Origin of the sequence: Janthinobacterium breve, from assembly GCF_051380895.1 — a bacterium.
GTDB lineage: Bacteria > Pseudomonadota > Gammaproteobacteria > Burkholderiales > Burkholderiaceae_D > Janthinobacterium.
Genome location: NZ_JBNYXY010000018.1, coordinates 1 through 19837 on the forward strand (window position 1 = coordinate 1; position 19837 = coordinate 19837).

Below are 19837 nucleotides of genomic sequence, written 5' to 3' on the forward strand. Positions count from 1 at the left end.
CCGACCTCCTGAATGAAGAACGGCCCGGTCGAAAATTCGACCGGGCCGTCAAAGCCGTGCCTCAGCGTTACACTGTCCGGGTCTTGAAACGAGACCTTAACTGAACGGCATTAGGCCAGCAGGCCGGTTTTTTCAAGGCGCCGGTTTTTTCGGCGCGATGCCAGTGTATTGCGCGGATAGCAATTTCCAAGCCGCACCCTCCTTTTTTGCCACATAGCTGGCGCGCAGGGCCATGGCGCGCTGCTGTCCGCCCATCTGCACCGTCACCGCCAGCCTGGCGATCAGCACGGCGGTATCGCCCGCGACGCGCACGAACGGTTCTTCCACCTTGATGACGGGGGAGGCGGATTTTTTCTCTGGCGCATAAAACGCCAGCATCTTCTCGCGCGTGTCGACGTCGCCCAGTGGCGAGACTTCGGCGTAATTGTCGGCCGTCAAGGCTGCCAGGGCCGGTACGTCAAAACTGGCTTGCGCGGCCACGTGCTGGCGCACGAGATTGAGAACGGCAGCATCGTCGTCCGCTGCCCGTGCTGGCAGCGCGACCGTCACGAAGGCGAACGCGGCAATTGTGGAAATCAGGGATAATCGGCCTTGCAGAAAGTGATTGCGTGTCATGGTATGGATCCTGTTGGGCCTGATTCAAGCGATCAGGGCAAGGATAGTATGCCATTGAAGTTATCTAAAAGAAATTACTTCATGCCGCGATGCCCGGCACGCAACACACAGTATCGGGATCTGGCCGGCCAGGCGTAGCGCGCCACGTCCCCCTGTTTTATGCTGGCGGTGCGCACGGTGTGCGCTGCCCCTACTGGAGAATACATGCCTGACACCGTTCCTTCCCTTCCGCGTTTCACCCACCTGATCAGCGACTGCGATGGCGTGCTGATCGACAGCGAAGCCGTGGCCCTGCAAGCGCTGCTGGAATTGCTGGCGCCGCGCCTGCCCAACCTGCCCGACGGCGTCACCCTGCAAGGCTTGATCGAGCCGCGCCTGGGCCAGCGCCTGGTGCCGCTGATGCAGGATATCTACAAGGAGCTGGGCTTGCCGCAATTGCCGGCCGATGACATCATGGCCATCGGCAATGCCGTCGATGCGGCCTGCGATGCGCAGCTGCGCGCCGTGCCCGGCGTGGCGCAGGCGCTGGCCGCCATTCCCCTGCCCAAGGCCGTGGCCTCGAACAGCGTCAGCGCACGCGTGCTGTCGGCGCTCGAGCGCACTGGCATGGCGCCGCTGTTCGATCAACGCGTGTTTACGCCGGACCTGGTGGGCCACGCCAAGCCGCATCCGGGCGTCTACCTGGCGGCGGCGGCCGCCTTTGGCGTGCCGCCAGGCCAGTGCCTGGTGCTGGAAGACAGCGTCACGGGCGTGACGGCCGCCGTGGCGGCGGGCATGACGGTGCTGGGATTCATCGGCGGCGGGCATATCGCGCCCGGCCAGGAAGCGCGCCTGAAGGCGGCTGGCGCGCATGTCGTGTTCAACGACATGGCCAGCCTGCCGGCGCTGGTGGCGGCGATGATGGAGACCGCGACCGTCTAGCAGGCTTACGCGAGTTTTGCGAACACCTTGCGCGCAGCGGCGATGGTGGCGTCGATGACGGCATCATCGTGCTGTGCCGAGACGAAGCCCGCCTCGAAGGCGGCCGGCGCAAAGTACACGCCTTCGTCCAGCATGGCGTGGAAGAAGGCGTTGAACTTGCTGCGGTCGCCCGCCATCATTTCTGCGTAGCTGGTCGGTGGCGTGGCGCTGAAATAAATGCCAAACATGCCGCCGATGTAGTCGGCGCAGAAAACCACGCCCGCCTCTTTTGCGGCGGCCGTCAAGCCTTCGGCCAGGCGCTTGGCCGTGGCGCCCAGTCGCTCGTAGAAGCCTGGCTGCTGGATCAGTTTCAAGGTGGCCATGCCGGCTGCCACGGCGACCGGGTTGCCCGACAGGGTGCCCGCCTGGTAGACGGCGCCCAGTGGTGCCATGTGGTGCATCAGCGCCGCGCTGCCGCCGAAAGCCGCCACCGGCATGCCGCCGCCGATCACCTTGCCCAGCGCGGTGAGGTCGGGCTGGATGCCGTACAGCGCCTGCGCGCCGCCCAGGGCCACGCGCAAGCCGCACATGACTTCATCGAAAATGAGCAGGGCGCCGTGCTGCGTGCACAGATCGCGCATCGCCTGCAGGAATTGCGGCGTGGCTTTCACCAGGTTCATGTTGCCGGCCACGGGCTCGACGATGACGCAGGCGATTTCCGCGCCGAAGCTGTCAAAGGCGTCTTTCAGCTGTTCGACGTTGTTGTAGTCGAGCACCAGGGTGTGCTTGACGAAATCTTCCGGCACGCCGGCCGAGGTCGGGTTGCCGAAGGTGAGCAGGCCGCTGCCCGCTTTGACCAGCAGCGAATCGGCGTGGCCGTGGTAGCAGCCTTCGAATTTGACGATCTTGTCGCGTCCCGTGGCGCCGCGCGCCAGGCGCAGGGCGCTCATGGTCGCTTCCGTGCCCGACGACACCAGGCGCACCTGCTCGATCGACGGCACCAGGCGCGTGATTTCCTCGGCCATCAGCACTTCGCCTTCGGTCGGCGCGCCGAACGACAGGCCCAACGCAGCCGCATCCTGCACCGCCTTGACTACTTCGGGGTGGGCGTGGCCGACGATGGCCGGGCCCCACGAGCCGATGTAGTCGATGTAGCGCTTGCCGTCCGCATCCCAGAAGTACGGGCCTTCGGCGCGCGTGATGAAACGCGGCGTGCCACCGACGGAGCGGAAGGCGCGCACGGGCGAGTTGACGCCGCCTGGCGTGGTTTTTTGTGCGCGGGCAAACAGGATGTCGTTCTGTGAAGTCGTCGTCATGATAATCGTGCCTTGAAAGTGGATCGTTGTCTGTGTCGTCTGGTCTGTGCTTATTGGCCGCCGCGCTGGCGCTGCTGCTGGAATTGCCGGTTCGGCACCAGCTTGCCCATGCCGTGGCGCTGCGCGTGGGCCAGCGCGCCGGTGGTAAATTCCTGCGCCGCCACGACCACCTGAGGCACATCGTCTTCGTTTTCAGCCAGGGCCAGCAGGGCGGTGGCCGCCGCCGACAGGGTGCTGCCGGCGCCGTTGAAGATGCCCGGCAGGTGCTGCCATTCGTCGTGGCGCACCACGCCGTCCTCGCCGAACAGGGTATTGGCGCGCAATTTGCCTTCGCCCGTGCCGGACTTGCTGGCGTCGGCTGGCATGCCGGTGACGAGCACGTATTCGCAGCCCAGGGCTACCAGGTAATCGACATCGTTTTGCAGGGTGTCGTCCGGGTCGGCGTCGCGCCAGGTTTCGGCCAGGCGCTCCAGTTCCACCGGCGAGAGCACCAGCAAGGTCGTTTGCGGTATCAACAGCTGGCGCACGGCGGTGAGGATGTCTTCGTCGTCCATGCCCTGTTCCGGCAGCGCCGAAATGAAGGGATCGAGGATCAGCGGCACGTTCGGATAGTCGGAGACGATTTCGGCGATGGCCGTGACGTTTTCCACGCTGCCCAAGGCGCCGATCTTGATGGCCGAGACGGACATGTCTTCCAGCAGCACGCGCGCCTGGTCGGAAACCCAGTCCGGGTCGACCGCCTGTACGTCTTCCACGCGCGCTGTATCGCTGATCAACAGGCCTGTGGTGACCGACAGGCCATGGCAGCCGAAGGCTGAAAACGTGGCCAGGTCGGCCTGGATGCCGATCGCGCCGACCGGATCGGACACGCCGAAGCTTAATATGAGGGGAGAAGTTTGGTTTTGCACGGCGGGTAGATTAAGATACCTAATTCAGCATTTTACTTGATTGAAGGGTGGCAGAACGTGAGTAGCAACGAAACAACGCAGCAATTCCAAACGTGGATGTGTCTAATTTGCGGCTGGGTTTATGATGAAGCGGCCGGTCTGCCCGACGAAGACATCGCTCCCGGCACGCGTTGGGCCGATGTTCCGATGAACTGGACCTGTCCTGAATGCGGTGCGCGCAAGGATGATTTCGAGATGGTGGCGCTTTAATTGATCCAGATCCGTGGGATGGTGCTGCCAGCACGCTGGTATCGCGGCAGCCTGTGCTATGGTATGAAAGATTGTCGAATAATCACATGACGCGTCCCTTCCTGCCCGAGGCACCGTCCGATGCCATGTACGCCAGCGCCACGATACTGGTCATCGACGACAGCGCCACCAGCCGCAGCGCGGCGGAAAAGGTCTTGCGCGAGGCCGGTTATCGCGTAGTGGTGGCGGAAAACGGATTCGAGGCCCTGGCCAAGATCGCCGACTGCCAGCCGGCGCTGATCGTGTGTGACATTGTGATGCCGCGCCTGGACGGCTACCGCACCTGTGCGCTGATCAAGGCCAGTGTGGCCTTTCATGCCACGCCGGTGCTGATGCTGTCGTCGAAGGAGGGTTTGTTCGACCGCGCGCGCGGCGCCATGGCAGGCGCCAGCGCCTGCCTGGTCAAGCCGCTGGCGCGCGAGGCGCTGCTGGAGGCCGTGCGGCTGCACCTGGCCAGGCATTTTGAGTAAGTGGTTTATTGATTGACAACGCAGCAAGGAAGCAGATGGCCATACACACAATTCTGATCGTCGATGACTCGCCGACAGAACGCTATTACCTGAGCGAGATACTGGTGCGTGCCGGTTATGCCGTCGTCACGGCGCAGGACGGTGCCGACGCGTTGGCGCAACTGAAGCAGTCCAAGCCCGACCTGATCTTGATGGATGTGGTGATGCCCGGTGCGAATGGCTTCCAGATCACGCGCGCTATTGCGCGCGATCCCGAACTGCAGGACGTGCCGGTGATTATCTGCTCCAGCAAGAGCCAGGAAACGGACCGCATCTGGGGCTTGCGCCAGGGCGCGCGCGATTACCTGGTCAAGCCGGTGGTCGAAGCCGAGCTGCTGGCCAAGATCGCAGCGCTTTCCTGAGAATGCAAACGATGCCAGGTCACGGCGTTTCCACAGCGGCCTTCCCGCCTGCCGCTGCCGCCATGCCATCCTTCGAGACGGGCGCGCGGCAGGGGCGCTTGCGCCAGTATCAGTTGCAATTGATCGAGCGGATACAGGCCGCGCGCAGCGGCGCGCTGGCAGCGCGCAAGGAACTGGGCGTGATGCTCGGTGGCCGGCCGTGCCTGCTCGACCTGACGCAGCTCGGTGAAATCGTCATTGCTACCGGGGTGCAGATCCAGGGCGTGCCGCTGGCGCAGGACTGGTACCTGGGCCTGGCGGCCATGCGTGGACGCCTGACGGCCGTCGTCGACCTGGCCCGCTACATGGGCGAACCGCCTTGCGCGCCAGGCAATCACTGCCGCGTCATCACTTTTTCTCCCCGCCTGGGCCTCAATTGCGCTGTGCTGGTCGAGCGCGTACTGGGCTTGCGCCAGCTGCGCACGCTGCAATCCCTGCCCTTGCCGGCTGCACCGCTGCGCGCGGCGCCATCCTGGGCGGCGCAGGCGCTGCGCGACAGCGAAGGGCAGCAGTGGCTGCGCCTGGACTTGGCGCAGCTAGCGCAATCGGAACGCTTCCTCGATGCCGGTTTTGGCGGCCTGGCCGCACACAAGGATATTTGCTGATGGGCGCCCATTCCCCTATCCTGGCCGCCGGCATGCCCGAAGCGGAATACGCTGCTGGCGAGCCGGCATCGGCGGCCGACTTGCCGCTGCGCCTGCGCGACGCGCTGGGACGGCGCAAGTCGCTGGCCAAGGCACCGGTCAGCGACTTGAAGCTGCCGCTGATCGGCCATTTGCCGCTGCAAAAGCAATTGAGCATCCTGTCGACGGTGATGGCCCTGAGTTTGGCCGCCAGCCTGCTGTTCGTCGGCCTCAACACGCGCAGCGGCAATATCGCCTCGGCGCAGACGCAGCTGGCCAGCGACGCGCTGATGCATTCTCAGCGCATCGGCAAGGCTGCGCCGAATGCCGTGCAAGGCAATCCGGAAGCCTTCCGCCAGCTTGAGGAAAGCCGCAACGAACTGAACCAGGATTTCCGCCTGATGCTGCGCGGCGGGACGTATCACGGGCGCGATATCGGCGAGTCGCGTTCCGGCCTGCTGGCGGCGGTGGCCGACGCGCGCAAGAAGTGGGCCAGCAGCGACCGCGCGGCCAGCACCATCTTGCGCCTGAAAACGGAGCTGGGCGAATTCGACAAGACTTTGCAGCAATTGAACGCGCTGTCGCCGGCGCTGCTGGCGCAGACGGAGGAAATCGCGGCGCTCAAGGTGCAGCACGGCGGCAACGCGCGCGATCTGGCCGTCATCGGCCGCCTGATGATGCTGAGCCAGCGCATGAGCCGCAGTGCCAGCGAGTTTCTATCGTCGGGCAGCATCAGCTCGGAAACGGCATTTTCGCTGGGGCGCGACACGACGTATTTCCGTACTGCCGTCGAAGGCTTGCTCAATGGCAGCGTGACGCTGCAATTGGCGCCCACGCGCGACGCCGAATTGCGCGACCGGCTGGTGGCGCTGAAAGCCAGTTTCGACACTTACCAGAAACTGGTCTCGTCGATACTCGACCGGCTGGATAAATTCAGTTCGGCCAAGAGCGCCGAACAGCTGATCTTCAACGAGAACGAAGACCTGCGCCAGCGCTTGACCCTGCTGCAGCAGATGTACCATGTGAATCAGGAAACGCTGGGCATGGCCTTCTGGATGATGGTCGGCGGCGTGTTGCTGACCCTGATCGCGGCGGCAGGCATCGGCCGCGTGCTGCTGCAGGACTCCGTCAACCGCACACGCGACGCCGAGCGGCGGCGCCAGGAAGCGGAAATCCTGCGCTTGCTGTCGCAGGAACAGGAAGCGCAGGCCAAGGCCAAGAATGACCAGAACCAAGCGGCCATCCTGCGCTTGATGAACGAATTGCAGAAGGTCGCCGACGGCGACCTGACGGTGCAGGCCACCGTGTCGGAAGATATCACGGGCGCCATCGCCGATTCCGTCAACTACACGGTCGAGGAATTGCGCGGCCTGGTGGGGCGCGTGACGGCGACGGCCGAGCAGGTCAACCGCGCCTCGACGCAGGCGCAAGGCATCTCCAGCAAGCTCCTGATCGCTTCGCAGCAGCAGTCGCGCGAAATTCAGGGCGTCAGCGCCACCGTGGTCAAAATGGCCAATGCGATTACCGACGTGTCGAAGTCGGCCAGTGTCTCGGCCGACGTGGCGCGCCAGTCGGTGGCGGCGGCGCAGCAGGGGGCGACGGCGGTGGAAAACGCCATCAAGGGCATGCATGAAATCCGCGAGCAGATCCAGGATACCTCCAAGCGCATCAAGCGCCTGGGCGAATCGTCGCAGGAAATCGGCGAAATCACCGAACTCATTTCCGACATCACCGAGCAGACCAACGTGCTGGCGCTGAACGCCGCCATCCAGGCCGCCTCGGCCGGCGAGGCGGGACGCGGCTTCTCGGTCGTCGCCGAAGAAGTGCAGCGCCTGGCCGAACGCTCGGCCGCCGCCGCCAAGCAGATCGGTGCGCTGGTGCGCACCATCCAGGCCGACACCCAGGACGCCACCCGTGCGATGGAAAAATCCACGCAGGGCGTGGTCGAGGGCGCACACCTGTCCGATGCGGCCGGCGCTGCCTTGAAGGACATCAGCCAGGTGTCGAAACACCTGGCTGAACTGATCCAGGGCATCTCGTTTGCCACCGGCACGCAGGCCGGCTCGGCCAGCGGCGTAGCCTTGAATATCCAGCATATCCTGAGCGTGACGGAGCAGACCCAGGACGGCACGCAGCAAACGGCGCAGTCGATCCACAAGTTATCGATGCTGGCGCAGGAACTGAAAAACTCGGTGTCGCGCTTCCGCGTCGCCGCCTGAACGCCGCGCCATTCCAGGCGCGGCGTGTTGTGCGTACCGATTTTTGCGCTACGATTTCTTTACCGAGGCATGCATGAGCACACCTGATAGTCCGCAGCAGTCCAAGCCGTTCGACAGCGAACCCCTGTCGTGGGTGATGGTGGAAATCCGCGAAGCGCTGGGCCGCTCGAAAACGGCGCTGTTCGAAGCGGGTGGCCGCGAGCGCGAGGAACGCGCCACGGCACTGCAGCATGCACGCTCGCACCTGCACCAGGCGCATGGCGCGCTGGTGATGGTGGACGTGGCCGGCGCCAGCCTGCTCACGGATGGCGCCGAACAGGCATTGACGCGCTTTCGCGACGGCAGCCTGGAATACACGCTCGACCATGCGCAGATCGTCGCCAGGCTGTATCAGGCCCTGATCGAATACCTGGAAGACCTGGTGGCCGGCACACCGCCGCAGCCGACGCGTTTGTTCCCCTACTACCGCGATCTGCAAGCCATGCTGGGCGCCGAACGCATACACCCGGCCGACCTGTTTTTTTCACCCCCGGCTATGCTGGAAGGGCATGCCATCGCGCTGGCGGACGCTCCCATGGCGGCCGATTATCCGGCCTGGCGCGGGCGCTTTGAAAAGTCTTTGCTGCCCTTCCTGAAAGCGCAGGATGATGCGGCGCGGCGCCAGCACGCCAGCGATTTGCACGCCACCCTGACCCTGGTGGCGGACGCGCAGCAAGAAGCGCCGGCGCGTACCTTCTGGTTCGCCATGCAGGCGTTTGCAGGACTGGCGGCCAGCGGCGAAGGCATGGGCACGCTCAACGTCAAACAGCTGTTCGGCCTGATCAATCTGCAATTGCGCCGCCTGGCGCAGGGGGCGGCCAGCCTGCCCGCATCGATGCTGCGCGACGCCTTGTACTTCATCGCCGCCGCCGTCGAGCCTACGCCGGAGGCGCGTCAGCTGCGTGCCGCTTTCGCGCTGGAGGGGCATGTGCCCGCCGACGTGGAAGCGCGGCGCTACGGCCAGGTTGACCAGGATGCCTTGCAAGGCGCGCGCACGGCATTGGCGCAGGCGCGCGCCAGCTGGAGCCGCCTGGCGCAAGCCGACCTTGATCCCGCCCTGGGCATAGCATTCGAACAGTCCTTGCAACAGGTGGCGGCGCAGACCGACATCCTGAAACAGCCGGCCTTGGCCAGCCTGCTGCGCGAATGCGCGGCCGTGGCGCGGCAAGCCGTGGCCAGCGGGCGCAGTGCGGCCCTGGAGAACGAAATCGGCATGGCGCTGCTGTTTGCCGACACGGGGCTGGAGCGGGTGCGCCGCCTGCCCGACGATTTTGCCGGCAATGCGGAAACCATCGCCGCGCGCCTGCAGGCGCTGCTGGCTGGCGAAGCGCCGCCGCCCGTCACCGCTGGCGAGTTGTCGCGCCAGATTGAACAGGGGCAGACCGTTGCCGCGCTGGCCGAGGACATGAAGACGGGCTTGCGCCAGGTGGAAAAGGTGCTCAACGCGTATTACGCGGATGCCTCGCGGGGCGTAGCGGGGGCGCTGGATGACGTCGCGCCCGTGCTGGGGCAGTTGCAGCAGCAACTGGCGGGGCTGGGACAGGAAGATGCCCGCGCCGCCGTGCTGCAGGTCGACGCGGCCGTGCAGCAGCTGGCCGGTGGTGACGCCAATGCGGAGGCGCACGCCGAGGCGCTCGACGAGATCGCACAAAATGTCAGTGCGCTGGGCTTTTTTGTCGATATGCTGGGCCGCAACGCGCAAGCGGCCAGCGGGCGTTTCCATTTCGATGCCGCCGCCGGCACCTTCCGCGCCCTGCCATTTGAAAAAGTCGCCGCCGCCGGTGTCGTGCCGGTACCCTTGCTCGACCAGGCCCTGGCGCCCGCCGCGCCTGTCGGAGTGGGTGCCGCGCCGGCGGTGACCGATGTTGACGCGGAGATGCTCGACATCTTCATCGTCGAAGCGCGCGAAGTGCTGGCTTTTATCGATACCACGCTGGCCCTGCCGCGCGAGCAGGCCGCCAGCGGCGACCACCTGGCCATGCTGCGCCGCTCGTTCCATACCCTCAAAGGCAGCAGCCGCATGATAGGCCTGGCGCAGTTTGCCGAGGCCGCCGGTGTCATCGAACGTGTCATGAATACCTGGCTGGCCGAGGCGCGTCCTGCCAGCGACGACCTGTTCACCCTGCTCAATTACGGCTGGTACCAGCTCAGCGAATGGGTGGCCGAACTGGAAGGCGGCGCAGGGCGCGAGCGCGAGGCCGGCATGCTGCTGGCGGCGGCCGAGCGCGTGCGCGAAGGCGGTCCGTTCGAACTGCGCAAGCCGCGTCCGGCCGCGCCCGTGGCCAGCAATGGCAATGTGATCGGTTTTCCTTCCGCCACGACGCCCACGGTGCACGAAGCGCCTGACGATCACCTCAAGCACGTCGGTGAACTGCGCATTAGCTTACCCTTGTACAACATCTATCTGGCCGAGACGGATGAATTGCTGCGCGTGCTGACGCGCGACTTCGGCGAATGGCGCCATGAACAGCGCGCCGTCAGCGTGGAGGCGCTGCAAGCCGTGCATACCTTGGCGGGGACGTCCGGCACGGTCGGCTTCCAGTCCCTGCGCGACCTGGCGCATGCGCTCGAGACAGTGATCGAAACGGTGGTGCCGCCGCTGGCCGGCCTGCGCGCCGAGCAGCACGACGTGCTGGAGCAAGCCACGCAGCGCATCGGGCAAATGCTGCAGGCGTTTGCGCTGGGCGACCTGGCGCCATCGCAGCCGGACATGATCGAAGCGCTCAACACCTTGTGGCGCGCCTTGACGGCGCCACCCGGCGAGAGCAGGGAAGACCAGCTCGACGCCCTGTTTGCCGCCGCTTACGCCAGCATCGTCGGCACGCCGGCGCAGTCTGCCGAAGCGCAGGCCAACGCCTTGGCCGAGATCCCTGCGGCGCAGCTCGAGACCCTGTTCGAGGCGGCGTATGCGAGTATCGTCGCCGATGCGCTGCAGCCGGCCGCGCCCGCCGCGCCGCCGCCGATGCCGATGCCGGACAGCGGCGCCAGCGATGACCTGTTCGACGCCGGTTTCGAGCACGCGCCGCCGCTGGAGCAGGTGGAGCCGGAAGCGCTGGCGCCGGCCATCATGCCGGCCGATGCTGTCGCGCTGCTGGCGGCGAGCGCCGGCATCAGCGATGAACTCGACCTCGATTTATTGTCCGTCTTTCTGGAAGAGGGCGCTGACCTGCTGCCGCAGATCGGCGAAGCGCTGCGCAGCTGGCAACAGCAGCCGCACGACAGCGGCCAGGCGCAGATGCTGCTGCGCACCCTGCACACCGTCAAAGGCAGCGCGCGCATGGCCGGCGCCATGCGCCTGGGCCAGCACGCGCATGAAATCGAGACGCATATCGAAAACATGCTGCACGCGGGTACCGCCACGCCGCAGGCTTTCGATGAATTGCTGGCCCACTATGACCATGCGCTGCACCTGTTCGAACAGTTGCAGCAGCCCTTGCTGCCCTTGCCAGGCATGGAAGACACGCCGGCGGCCGAACCGAAGGCGGCGTTGGTACGGGTGCGCGCCGACATCCTTGACCGTCTGGTGAACCAGGCTGGCGAAGTGTCGATTACGCGCTCGAAGATGGAAAATGAAGTTGGCGTGCTGGGCGCCTCGCTGTCCGAGTTTTCCGACAACCTGGCGCGCCTGCGGCGTCAGTTGCGCGAAGTGGAAATGCAGGCCGAATCGCAGATCGCTTCGCGCATGGCCGTCGGCAGCGAGCGCGATTTTGATCCGCTTGAATTCGACCGCTTTACGCGCTTGCAGGAACTCACGCGCATGATGGCTGAAAGCGTCAACGACGTGGCCTCGTTCCATGAAAACCTCAGCCACAGCGTCGATGCTGTGACGGACGACCTGGTGCTGCAGGCGCGCCTGACGCGCGAGCTGCAGCGCGACCTGATGCAGATCCGCATGGTGCCGTTTGCCAGCATTGCCGAACGCCTGTTCCGCGTGGCGCGACAAAGCGCCAAGGAAGTCGACAAGCGCGTCAATCTCGATATCCGCGGCGGTGGCGTGGAAATCGACCGCAGCGTGCTCGAACGCATGGCGGCGCCGTTTGAGCACCTGCTGCGCAACGCCATCGTGCACGGCGTCGAGCAGCGCGAGGCGCGCCTGGCAGCAGGCAAGAGCGAGACGGGCGAGCTGCTGGTGCAGGTCAGCCAGCAGGGCAATGAAGTGGCGATCGCCTTTTCCGACGATGGCGCGGGACTGGACCTGGAACGCATCCGCGCCAAGGCGCACGGCGCCGGCCTGGTGGCGACGGACGCGCCTTTGACCGACGCACAGGCGGCCGAGCTGATTTTCACGCCCGGTTTTTCCACCGCCGACAGCCTGACGGAACTGGCCGGGCGCGGTTTTGGCATGGATATCGTGCGCTCCGAAGCACTGGCTCTGGGCGGGCGCGTGGAAACGCTGACGCAGGCGGGCCTGGGCATGCGCTTCACCATCCACCTGCCGCTGACCCTGGCCGTCACGCAAGTGGTGCTGCTAGCGGCGAACGGCAAGACGTATGCCTTGCCATCGGTGCTGGTGGAGCAGGTGCTGCACCTGAAAGGCGAGCAGCTGGAGCAGGTGCGGGCGGCCGGGCGCATCGAGTCGCACGGGCAGTCGCTGGCGCTGCACCACCTGTCGGCCATGCTGGGCGAGACGCCGGCGGTGCAGACCATGCAGCGCTATGCGCCCGTGCTCCTGCTGCGCAATGGCAATGACAGGCTGGCCTTGCAGGTCGATGACGTGGTGGGCAACCGGGAAGTCGTGGTCAAGCATGTGGGGCCGCAGCTGGCGCGCATGCCGGGCATCGCCGGCGCCACGGTGCTGGGCACGGGCGATATCGTGCTGATCCTCAATCCGGTGGCGCTGGCGCAGCACCTGGAACATCATCCGGAACTGCTGTCGCAATATGCGCTGGCCAGCCGAGAGCAAGATGCCGCCTCCAGCGCACTGGCCGTGCCAGCCGTGCGCGTGATGGTGGTCGACGATTCGCTGACGGTGCGCCGCGTGATGCAGCGATTGTTCGAGCGCGAAGGCTACCAGGTGCTGCTGGCCAAGGATGGCGTCGATGCGCTGGAACAGCTGCATGCACTGGAACCGGCTGCCATGCCGGCCCTGCTGCTGGTTGACGTGGAGATGCCGCGCATGGACGGTTTTGACTTGACGCGCAATGTGCGCAGCGACGACAAGACGCGCGCCATCCCCGTCATCATGATCACCTCGCGCAGCGCCGACAAGCACCGCGCGCACGCGTTTGAACTGGGCGTGAATGCGTATTTCGGCAAGCCGTTCCAGGAAGAGGAATTGCTGGCGGAAGTGCAGCGCTTGCAAACGGGGGCTGGTTCCGAAACACCTCGGCAACCATAACAGGCGTGCATCGCCGCGCCAGGAAAATAATGAGCATGCACGCCAAACTGAAAAAACTCGAAGACAAAGCCATGGCCAAAGGCGAGCATGCGGTTGCCGCGGCTGCAGCCCATCTGTTGCAGGATATCGACTCCATCGACAGGCAAATTAACCTCGTCGGGGCGCTGCACGAAGTAGGCTACCTGCAAAACTCGCTGAAGCCCTACTGGCATGCGTTCAGAGCCGATGAGTCAGCATGGATAGAACGCTGCCTGGCCAGGCTGGTCATGTCCGATCATGACTATTGGGCCCTCGCCGCGTTGCTGGGATGCGATGGCCCGGCCACCGTCGGCATCGCCATGGCCAAGGGATTCAAATCCGCCGCGACGAGGCAGTATGAGCGTTTTGACAAACCCGATGTCCATGTCGATACCTTGTATTTGACAGGTGTGGGGAGGGTGCTGCACCCCATCCTTGAGGTTGGCTATGACACCAAGGAAATGATCAATGTCGACGTGGGCAGGGCGCGGGCACTGAGTTTGGATAATAAAATGGACAATAAGCCGGACAATCTGCAATGGCAGCCAGGTGACCCGCTGGGAACGGGCGGACTCTCCATTTCCATGCAGGCGAAACTTCCGCACGGCGCCTGGCGGTCGGTCTGGACGGCGTTCACGACATCCGATGCCCATTGAACGCGGCAGCGGCGCCCGGTCTCGCCGCTTCCTGCCTTACTTCACCACTTTGACCACTTCATAACGTTCCAGGGTCTCCTTGCGCGCGGCGTCGTGCTGCACCAGCGGTTCAGGATAGTCGCGCCCCAGCACGATGTTTTTTTGATCGAGCAGCATGCGTGGCACCAGCCAGGGCGCATGGATTTCCTTGTCGCCCAGCGCCTTCAGTTGCGGCAGGTAGCGGCGGATGAAGCGTCCGCTGGCATCGAATTTTTCCGATTGCGTGATCGGATTGAAGATGCGGAAGTAGGGTTGCGCGTCGCAGCCCGACGACGAAGCCCATTGCCAGCCGCCGTTGTTCGAGGCCAGGTCGAAGTCATTCAGGTGCAGCGCGAAATACGCTTCGCCGCGGCGCCAGTCGATGCCCAGATCCTTGATCAAAAAGCAGGCCGTGACCATGCGCAGGCGGTTGTGCATATAGCCCGTCTGGTTCAGCTGCGCCATGGCCGCGTCCACCAGAGGATAGCCGGTGCGTCCCTCGCACCAGGCCGCAAACGCGGCATCGGCTTCGGGCCCGGTTTCCCAGGCGATGGCGTCGTAGGCCGGTTTGAAGGCGCCGCCTTCCACATGCGGGTTCTGGTACAAAATCATGGCGTAAAAATCGCGCCAGATCAATTCGGCCAGCCACACGGGCGCGCCATCGCCGCCGCTGCCCCGGTCCATCAGGTCGACCACGGTGCGCACCAGGTAGCGCAGCGATACGGTGCCGAAGCGCAGATGCATGGACAGGTAGGACGGCCCCTTCAGGGCAGGAAAATCGCGCGCCACGTCATAGCGGGCCACGCGCGCCAGGAAATCCTCGAATAGCGTGCTGGCACCCGACATGCCCGTGGGAATGGCCAGTTCGGCCAGGTTGCTCGCTTCGAAACCCAGCTCGCCCAAGGTCGGCAAGGGGGCACGCGTGCCGGTGCGCGGCGGCGCCAGGCTGGCCGCGTACGGTTCGATATCGAACGGCGCCAGGCAGCCGGGTTCGGCGCGCATTTTCTTCAGCCAGGCATTCTTGTACGGCGTGTAGACCGTGTACGGCTTGGCCGAGAGCGTCAGCACCTCGTCCTTTTCAAAAATGACCTGGTCCTTGAAGCTGAACCACAGGCGCGCCGCGTGCGTGAGCGCGGCAGCCACGGTGGCGTCGCGGGCGATCGCTTGCGGCTCGTAGTCGTGGCTGGCAAACACGGCGTCGGCGTTCAGCTCGGCGGCCAGGCGCGGGATGGCTTCGGCGGCGTCCGCGTGCAGCACGATCAGGTCGCCGCCCAGCTGGCGCAGCTCAGCGGCCAGTTCGGCCACGCTGGCATGGATGAAATCGACCCGTCGGTCGCGGCGCGGCAGCGCTGCCAGGATGGCGGTGTCGTAGACGAAGACACAATGCACGGCCTGGCTCTGGCGCAGGGCGTGATGCAGTGCAGCATGGTCAAATGCGCGCAGATCGCGCCGGAACCACACCAGGGAAGTCTTGATTGTCATTATTTTGCGTGTTCAGGGTCAAAGATAGGCTATTTTTTGCCGCCAACAGGGCTATATGGCCGTGCGCGTCGCGCCTTTGGCGTCGCTGCGGTGGCAATTCAGTGTAAACTAGAGGCTATGTTCGTGGTGGTTTATGTGCGGCAGCGATTGTGCAATCAATTTTACTACTGGCATGGCCATGCGCCCCCAAGCAGGGCGATGTTTAATATTGCGCAAGTTGCAAAGCGTGCATGGCGTAGCCGCAAGGCCAAGCGAATTGATGGCGAATTTATAATAAATTTACAACATAACAAGAATAGCGCCTGGCATCACGGTGCGCGCCGCCCAGCATTCGCGGCAGCTTGCGCCAGGCGTACGATAGCGGGGTAAGCGAGACTTGCCAGCAAGGCCACAGAGAGAGCATCGCGTATGAAAAAGAGTAAAATCGACCAGACTCTACCAGGACATCGTTTGATGCAGGGTGTGGGAGAGCCGGCCGCGACAGGTTCCTCCACCTTGAATCTGGCCAACCATTTCCTGATCGCGATGCCGGCCATGCAAGATCCGATCTTCGGCGGCACGGTCGTGTACGTTTGTGAACATAATGAAAATGGCGTGCTGGGCGTCGTCATCAACAAACCCACCGACATGACCATGGAAGTGCTGTTCGACCGCATCGATCTGAAACTGGCGGCCGGCAGCGACACGCCCATCATCAATGAACCGATCATGTTCGGCGGCCCCGTGCAGGACGACCGCGGCTTCGTGCTGCATACGCCGGGCGCGCATTATTCCTCGTCGCTGACTGTGACGGATGAAATCGCGTTTACCACCTCGATCGATGTGCTCGAAGCCGTCGCCAAGGGCGATGGTCCCCAGCGCATGCTGGTGTCGATCGGCTATTCGGGCTGGAGCCCGGGCCAGCTGGAAGACGAGATCGGCCGCAATGGCTGGCTGACGGTGGGCGCCTCGGCCGACATCCTGTTCGACTTCCCGATCGAGCAGCGTTACGTGGCGGCCATCAAGCTGCTGGGCATCGACCCGCTCATGCTGGCGAGCGAGGCCGGACACGCATGAGGTGGATGCCATAAACCTACTGCGCAGCCCACTTTCGGGCATCCGTTGCTCGCTGTACCTTCGTACAGCTCCGCTACTCAACCCGACATTGAGCTTGCTCGCTACGGTTTCTGGCACCACCTATGTTGATCTTTATTATGGAAAAATGCTGTGACGAGTGACGCCATCGACACCATCCTCGCCTTCGATTTCGGTTTGAAACGCATCGGCGTGGCCATCGGCAATACCATGATTTGCCAGGCCAAGCCGCTCGGCGTGATCACGGCCACGGCGAATGAACCGAAGTTTGCCGCCATCGATAGCCTGATCAAGGAGTGGGGCGCGAGCCGCATCGTGGTGGGCCTGCCCAGCCATCCGGATGGCACCGAACACGAGATGAGCGCGCGTTGCCGCCGTTTCGCCAACCAGGTGCATGGCCGCTTCAACCTGCCGGTGGAGCTGGTCGACGAACGTTATTCCTCGGCCGTCATTGCCGCCAAACGCGGCGAAGTCATCGACGACCGCGCCGCCGCCATCATCCTGCAACAGTATTTCGACGCGAATTATTAATCTGACCTTAGCCTCCAATCCTGAATGATTAAGAACTCTATGCCGCATCCTACGAATCCTTCCCAACTCGACGCCGAGGCCCTGTACGCGGTCTTGCTGCAGCAGGTGCAGAGCGGCCTGGCGGGCATCCCCAACGTGGCCATCGTCGGCATCCATTCGGGCGGCGCCTGGCTGGCCGAACGCCTGGCGCGCGACCTGAACCTGCTCGACCGCCTGGGCGTGCTCGACGTGTCGTTCTACCGCGACGACTTCGCGCAGAAAGGCCTGCATGCCGATGTCAAGCCGACGCAAATCAGTTTTGACGTGGCCGGCGCCACGATCCTGCTGGTAGACGACGTGCTGTACACGGGCCGCACCACGCGCGCGGCCATCAATGAATTGTTCGACTATGGCCGCCCGGCCAAGATCATGCTGGCCGCCCTGGTCGACCGCGGCGAGCGCCAGTTGCCGGTGGCCGCCGATTTCGTGGCCGCCTTCACTGCCGTGCCGGCGGGCCAGGCCCTGGTCCTGAAGCAAGCCGACGATGGAAAATTCACGCTCACCATAGATACCCACCATGCTTAATCCGCAACTGAATAAACACGGCGAACTGCAACATCTGTTGACGATTGAAGGCTTGCCGAAGTCTATAGTCAACCACATCCTCGATACCGCTTCTTCGTTCGTCGGCATTTCCGACCGCGATGTGAAAAAGGTGCCGCTGATGCGCGGCAAGAGCGTTTTCAACCTGTTCTTTGAAAACTCCACGCGCACCCGCACCACCTTCGAAATCGCCTCGAAGCGCCTGTCGGCCGACGTCATCAACCTCAATATCCAGGCGTCGTCGGCCAGCAAGGGCGAGTCCCTGCTCGACACCATCGACAACCTGTCGGCCATGCATGCCGACATGTTCGTCGTGCGCCACGCGCAGTCGGGCGCGCCCTACCTGATCGCCAAGCACCTGATCGACACGAAGCAGCCACACGTCCACGTCGTCAACGCGGGCGACGGACGCCACGCGCACCCGACCCAGGGCTTGCTCGACATGTACACGATCCGCCACTACAAGAAGGATTTCACGAACCTGACGGTGGCCATCGTGGGTGACATCCTGCACAGCCGTGTGGCCCGTTCCGACATCCACGCGCTGACCACCCTGGGCGTACCCGAAGTGCGCGCCATCGGCCCGCACACTTTGCTGCCGGGCGGCCTGGAACAAATGGGCGTGCGCACCTTCACCAACATGGATGAAGGCTTGAAGGGCGTGGACGTGATCATCATGCTGCGCCTGCAGAACGAACGCATGAGCGGCGCGCTGCTGCCATCGGCACAGGAATATTTCAAGAGCTATGGTCTGACGCCCGAGCGCCTGGCGCTGGCGAAACCTGACGCCATCGTCATGCATCCGGGCCCGATGAACCGCGGCGTGGAAATCGATTCGGCCGTGGCCGACGGTCCGCAGGCGGTGATCCTGCCGCAGGTGACGTTCGGTATCGCCGTGCGCATGGCGGTGATGAGTATTTTGGCTGGTAATCAGGGCTGATAGCCCAAGGACGAGTAAGCGAGCATGACGACACTACATATCAAGAACGGCCACCTGATCGACCCTGCCAACGGCATCGATGGCTTGCAAGACCTGTTTATCGCCGATGGCAAAGTGCTGGCCGTGGGCAGTGCCCCGGCCGGTTTCAAGGCCGACACCACCTTTGACGCGGCCGGCCTGGTGGTTTCCCCCGGCCTGGTCGACCTGTCCGCGCGCCTGCGCGAGCCGGGCTACGAATACAAGGCGACGCTGGAATCGGAACTGCAGGCGGCCCTGCAAGGCGGCGTCACGAGCCTGGTCTGCCCGCCCGACACCGACCCCGTGCTCGACGAGCCGGGCCTGGTGGAGATGCTGAAATACCGCGCCAAGACGCAGAACAAGGCCCACGTGCACCCGCTGGGCGCGCTGACCATGGGCTTGAAGGGCAAGTCGCTGACGGAAATGGCGGAACTGACGGAAGCGGGCTGCATCGGCTTCGCGCAGGCGGAGGAGCCGATCGAGGACACCACCGTGCTGCTGCGCGCCATGCAGTACGCGAACACCTTCGGCTACACGGTCTGGCTGCGCCCCCAAGATCCGCATATCGGTCGTGGCGGCATCGCCCACAGCGGTCCGCTGGCGTCGCGCCTGGGCCTGTCCGGCGTACCCGTGATGTCCGAAACCATCGCCCTGCACACGATCTTTGAATTGATGCGCGCCAGCCGCGCGCGCGTGCACCTGTGCCGCATCTCGTCGGCGGCGGGCCTGGAACTGATACGCGCTGCCAAGGCCGAAGGCTTGCCCGTCACCTGCGATGTGGGCGTGCACCATGTGCACCTGACGGACGCCGATATCGGCTTTTTCGATTCGAACGCGCGCGTCACGCCGCCGTTCCGCAGCCAGCGCGACCGCGATGCGATCCGCGCCGGCCTGCTGGACGGCACGGTGGACGCCATGTGCTCGGACCATACACCCGTCGACGACGATGAAAAGCTGCTGCCGTTCGGCGAAGCCTCGCCAGGCGCCACGGGCCTGGAACTGCTGCTGTCGCTGGCCCTGAAGTGGGCCGACGATTATGCGCTGGCGCAGCCGCAAGCAGGCGCCCGTCCGCTGGCGCGCGCCGTGGCCAAGGTCACGTCCGATGCGGCCAGGGTCGCCGGTATTCCGGCCGGCAGCCTGGCCGTGGGCGAAGCGGCCGACATCTGCGTCTTCGATCCTGCCGCGCGCTGGACGGTGTCGTCAGCGTCGCTGGCCAGCCAGGGCAAGCACACGCCTTTCCTCGGCTATGAGCTGAGCGGTATCGTCAAGGCGACCATCGTGGCTGGACAGGTGGCGTTTCAGCGTTAATTTTTTTGTACTGGAGTGAAACTCCAGCATACTGCCGGGGTCAGACCCGCCGGG

At 64.3% G+C, this 19837-nt stretch carries 17 protein-coding genes; 13 read left to right on the forward strand and 4 right to left on the reverse strand.

What is annotated here, in order from left to right:
- Positions 1–132: 132 nt before the first annotated feature.
- On the reverse strand, positions 133–615 hold the full coding sequence (locus ACQ4W0_RS28395) for a nuclear transport factor 2 family protein (RefSeq protein ID WP_436579777.1): 483 nt from the start codon (positions 613–615) through the stop codon (positions 133–135).
- A gap of 204 nt (positions 616–819) precedes the next feature.
- Here ACQ4W0_RS28395 and ACQ4W0_RS28400 point away from each other — a divergent pair, with 204 nt between their 5' ends.
- Entirely contained in the window at positions 820–1536 is a 717-nt protein-coding gene (locus ACQ4W0_RS28400; protein WP_436579778.1) for an HAD family hydrolase, read from the forward strand.
- A gap of 5 nt (positions 1537–1541) precedes the next feature.
- On the opposite strand, the gene hemL is transcribed toward ACQ4W0_RS28400, so the two are convergent.
- Positions 1542–2831 carry a glutamate-1-semialdehyde 2,1-aminomutase gene (gene hemL, locus ACQ4W0_RS28405; RefSeq protein WP_436579779.1) on the reverse strand — a complete coding sequence of 430 codons (1290 nt, stop codon included), beginning with the start codon at positions 2829–2831 and terminating at the stop codon, positions 1542–1544.
- 50 nt (positions 2832–2881) lie between these two features.
- Positions 2882–3739 (reverse strand): bifunctional hydroxymethylpyrimidine kinase/phosphomethylpyrimidine kinase, encoded by an 858-nt coding sequence (gene thiD, locus ACQ4W0_RS28410; protein ID WP_436549948.1) that lies wholly within the window; start codon positions 3737–3739, stop codon positions 2882–2884.
- A gap of 96 nt (positions 3740–3835) precedes the next feature.
- Here thiD and ACQ4W0_RS28415 point away from each other — a divergent pair, with 96 nt between their 5' ends.
- The 7 genes from ACQ4W0_RS28415 (at position 3836) to ACQ4W0_RS28445 (ending at position 13830) form a co-directional block, all read left to right on the forward strand.
- Entirely contained in the window at positions 3836–3988 is a 153-nt protein-coding gene (locus ACQ4W0_RS28415; RefSeq protein WP_010401308.1) for a rubredoxin, read from the forward strand.
- An 86-nt stretch (positions 3989–4074) separates the two neighbouring features.
- Positions 4075–4497 carry a response regulator gene (locus ACQ4W0_RS28420; RefSeq protein ID WP_436579780.1) on the forward strand — a complete coding sequence of 141 codons (423 nt, stop codon included), beginning with the start codon at positions 4075–4077 and terminating at the stop codon, positions 4495–4497.
- A gap of 35 nt (positions 4498–4532) precedes the next feature.
- On the forward strand, positions 4533–4898 hold the full coding sequence (locus ACQ4W0_RS28425; protein ID WP_436579781.1) for a response regulator: 366 nt from the start codon (positions 4533–4535) through the stop codon (positions 4896–4898).
- Positions 4899–4909: 11 nt separating this feature from the next.
- Positions 4910–5542 (forward strand): chemotaxis protein CheW, encoded by a 633-nt coding sequence (locus tag ACQ4W0_RS28430; protein WP_436579782.1) that lies wholly within the window; start codon positions 4910–4912, stop codon positions 5540–5542.
- Positions 5542–7779 (forward strand): methyl-accepting chemotaxis protein, encoded by a 2238-nt coding sequence (locus ACQ4W0_RS28435; protein ID WP_436579783.1) that lies wholly within the window; start codon positions 5542–5544, stop codon positions 7777–7779. Before ACQ4W0_RS28430 ends, ACQ4W0_RS28435 begins: the two co-directional genes overlap by 1 nt.
- A gap of 73 nt (positions 7780–7852) precedes the next feature.
- Positions 7853–13156: an Hpt domain-containing protein gene (locus ACQ4W0_RS28440; protein WP_436579784.1), complete on the forward strand. Its 5304-nt coding sequence runs from the start codon at positions 7853–7855 to the stop codon at positions 13154–13156.
- A 35-nt stretch (positions 13157–13191) separates the two neighbouring features.
- Positions 13192–13830 (forward strand): hypothetical protein, encoded by a 639-nt coding sequence (locus ACQ4W0_RS28445; RefSeq protein WP_436579785.1) that lies wholly within the window; start codon positions 13192–13194, stop codon positions 13828–13830.
- Between the two features lie 36 nt (positions 13831–13866).
- Here ACQ4W0_RS28445 and ACQ4W0_RS28450 read toward each other — a convergent pair whose 3' ends face one another.
- The gene (locus ACQ4W0_RS28450) at positions 13867–15330 is read right to left on the reverse strand and encodes a cryptochrome/photolyase family protein (protein ID WP_436579786.1); all 1464 of its coding nucleotides are present in this window, start codon (positions 15328–15330) and stop codon (positions 13867–13869) included.
- A 453-nt stretch (positions 15331–15783) separates the two neighbouring features.
- Here ACQ4W0_RS28450 and ACQ4W0_RS28455 point away from each other — a divergent pair, with 453 nt between their 5' ends.
- The 5 genes from ACQ4W0_RS28455 to ACQ4W0_RS28475 all read left to right on the forward strand — a co-directional run bounded on the left by ACQ4W0_RS28455 (position 15784) and on the right by ACQ4W0_RS28475 (position 19783).
- Positions 15784–16386, forward strand: coding sequence for a YqgE/AlgH family protein (locus ACQ4W0_RS28455; protein WP_436579824.1), 603 nt, complete (start codon positions 15784–15786; stop codon positions 16384–16386).
- Between the two features lie 165 nt (positions 16387–16551).
- Positions 16552–16935: a Holliday junction resolvase RuvX gene (gene ruvX / locus ACQ4W0_RS28460; RefSeq protein ID WP_436579825.1), complete on the forward strand. Its 384-nt coding sequence runs from the start codon at positions 16552–16554 to the stop codon at positions 16933–16935.
- A 39-nt stretch (positions 16936–16974) separates the two neighbouring features.
- Positions 16975–17499, forward strand: a complete 525-nt coding sequence (pyrR, locus tag ACQ4W0_RS28465) for a bifunctional pyr operon transcriptional regulator/uracil phosphoribosyltransferase PyrR (RefSeq protein ID WP_436508708.1) — start codon at positions 16975–16977, stop codon at positions 17497–17499.
- Entirely contained in the window at positions 17492–18457 is a 966-nt protein-coding gene (locus ACQ4W0_RS28470) for an aspartate carbamoyltransferase catalytic subunit (protein ID WP_034746695.1), read from the forward strand. Before pyrR ends, ACQ4W0_RS28470 begins: the two co-directional genes overlap by 8 nt.
- Positions 18458–18481: 24 nt before the next feature.
- The gene (locus tag ACQ4W0_RS28475) at positions 18482–19783 is read left to right on the forward strand and encodes a dihydroorotase (protein ID WP_436579787.1); all 1302 of its coding nucleotides are present in this window, start codon (positions 18482–18484) and stop codon (positions 19781–19783) included.
- The last annotated feature ends 54 nt before the right edge of the window (positions 19784–19837 follow it).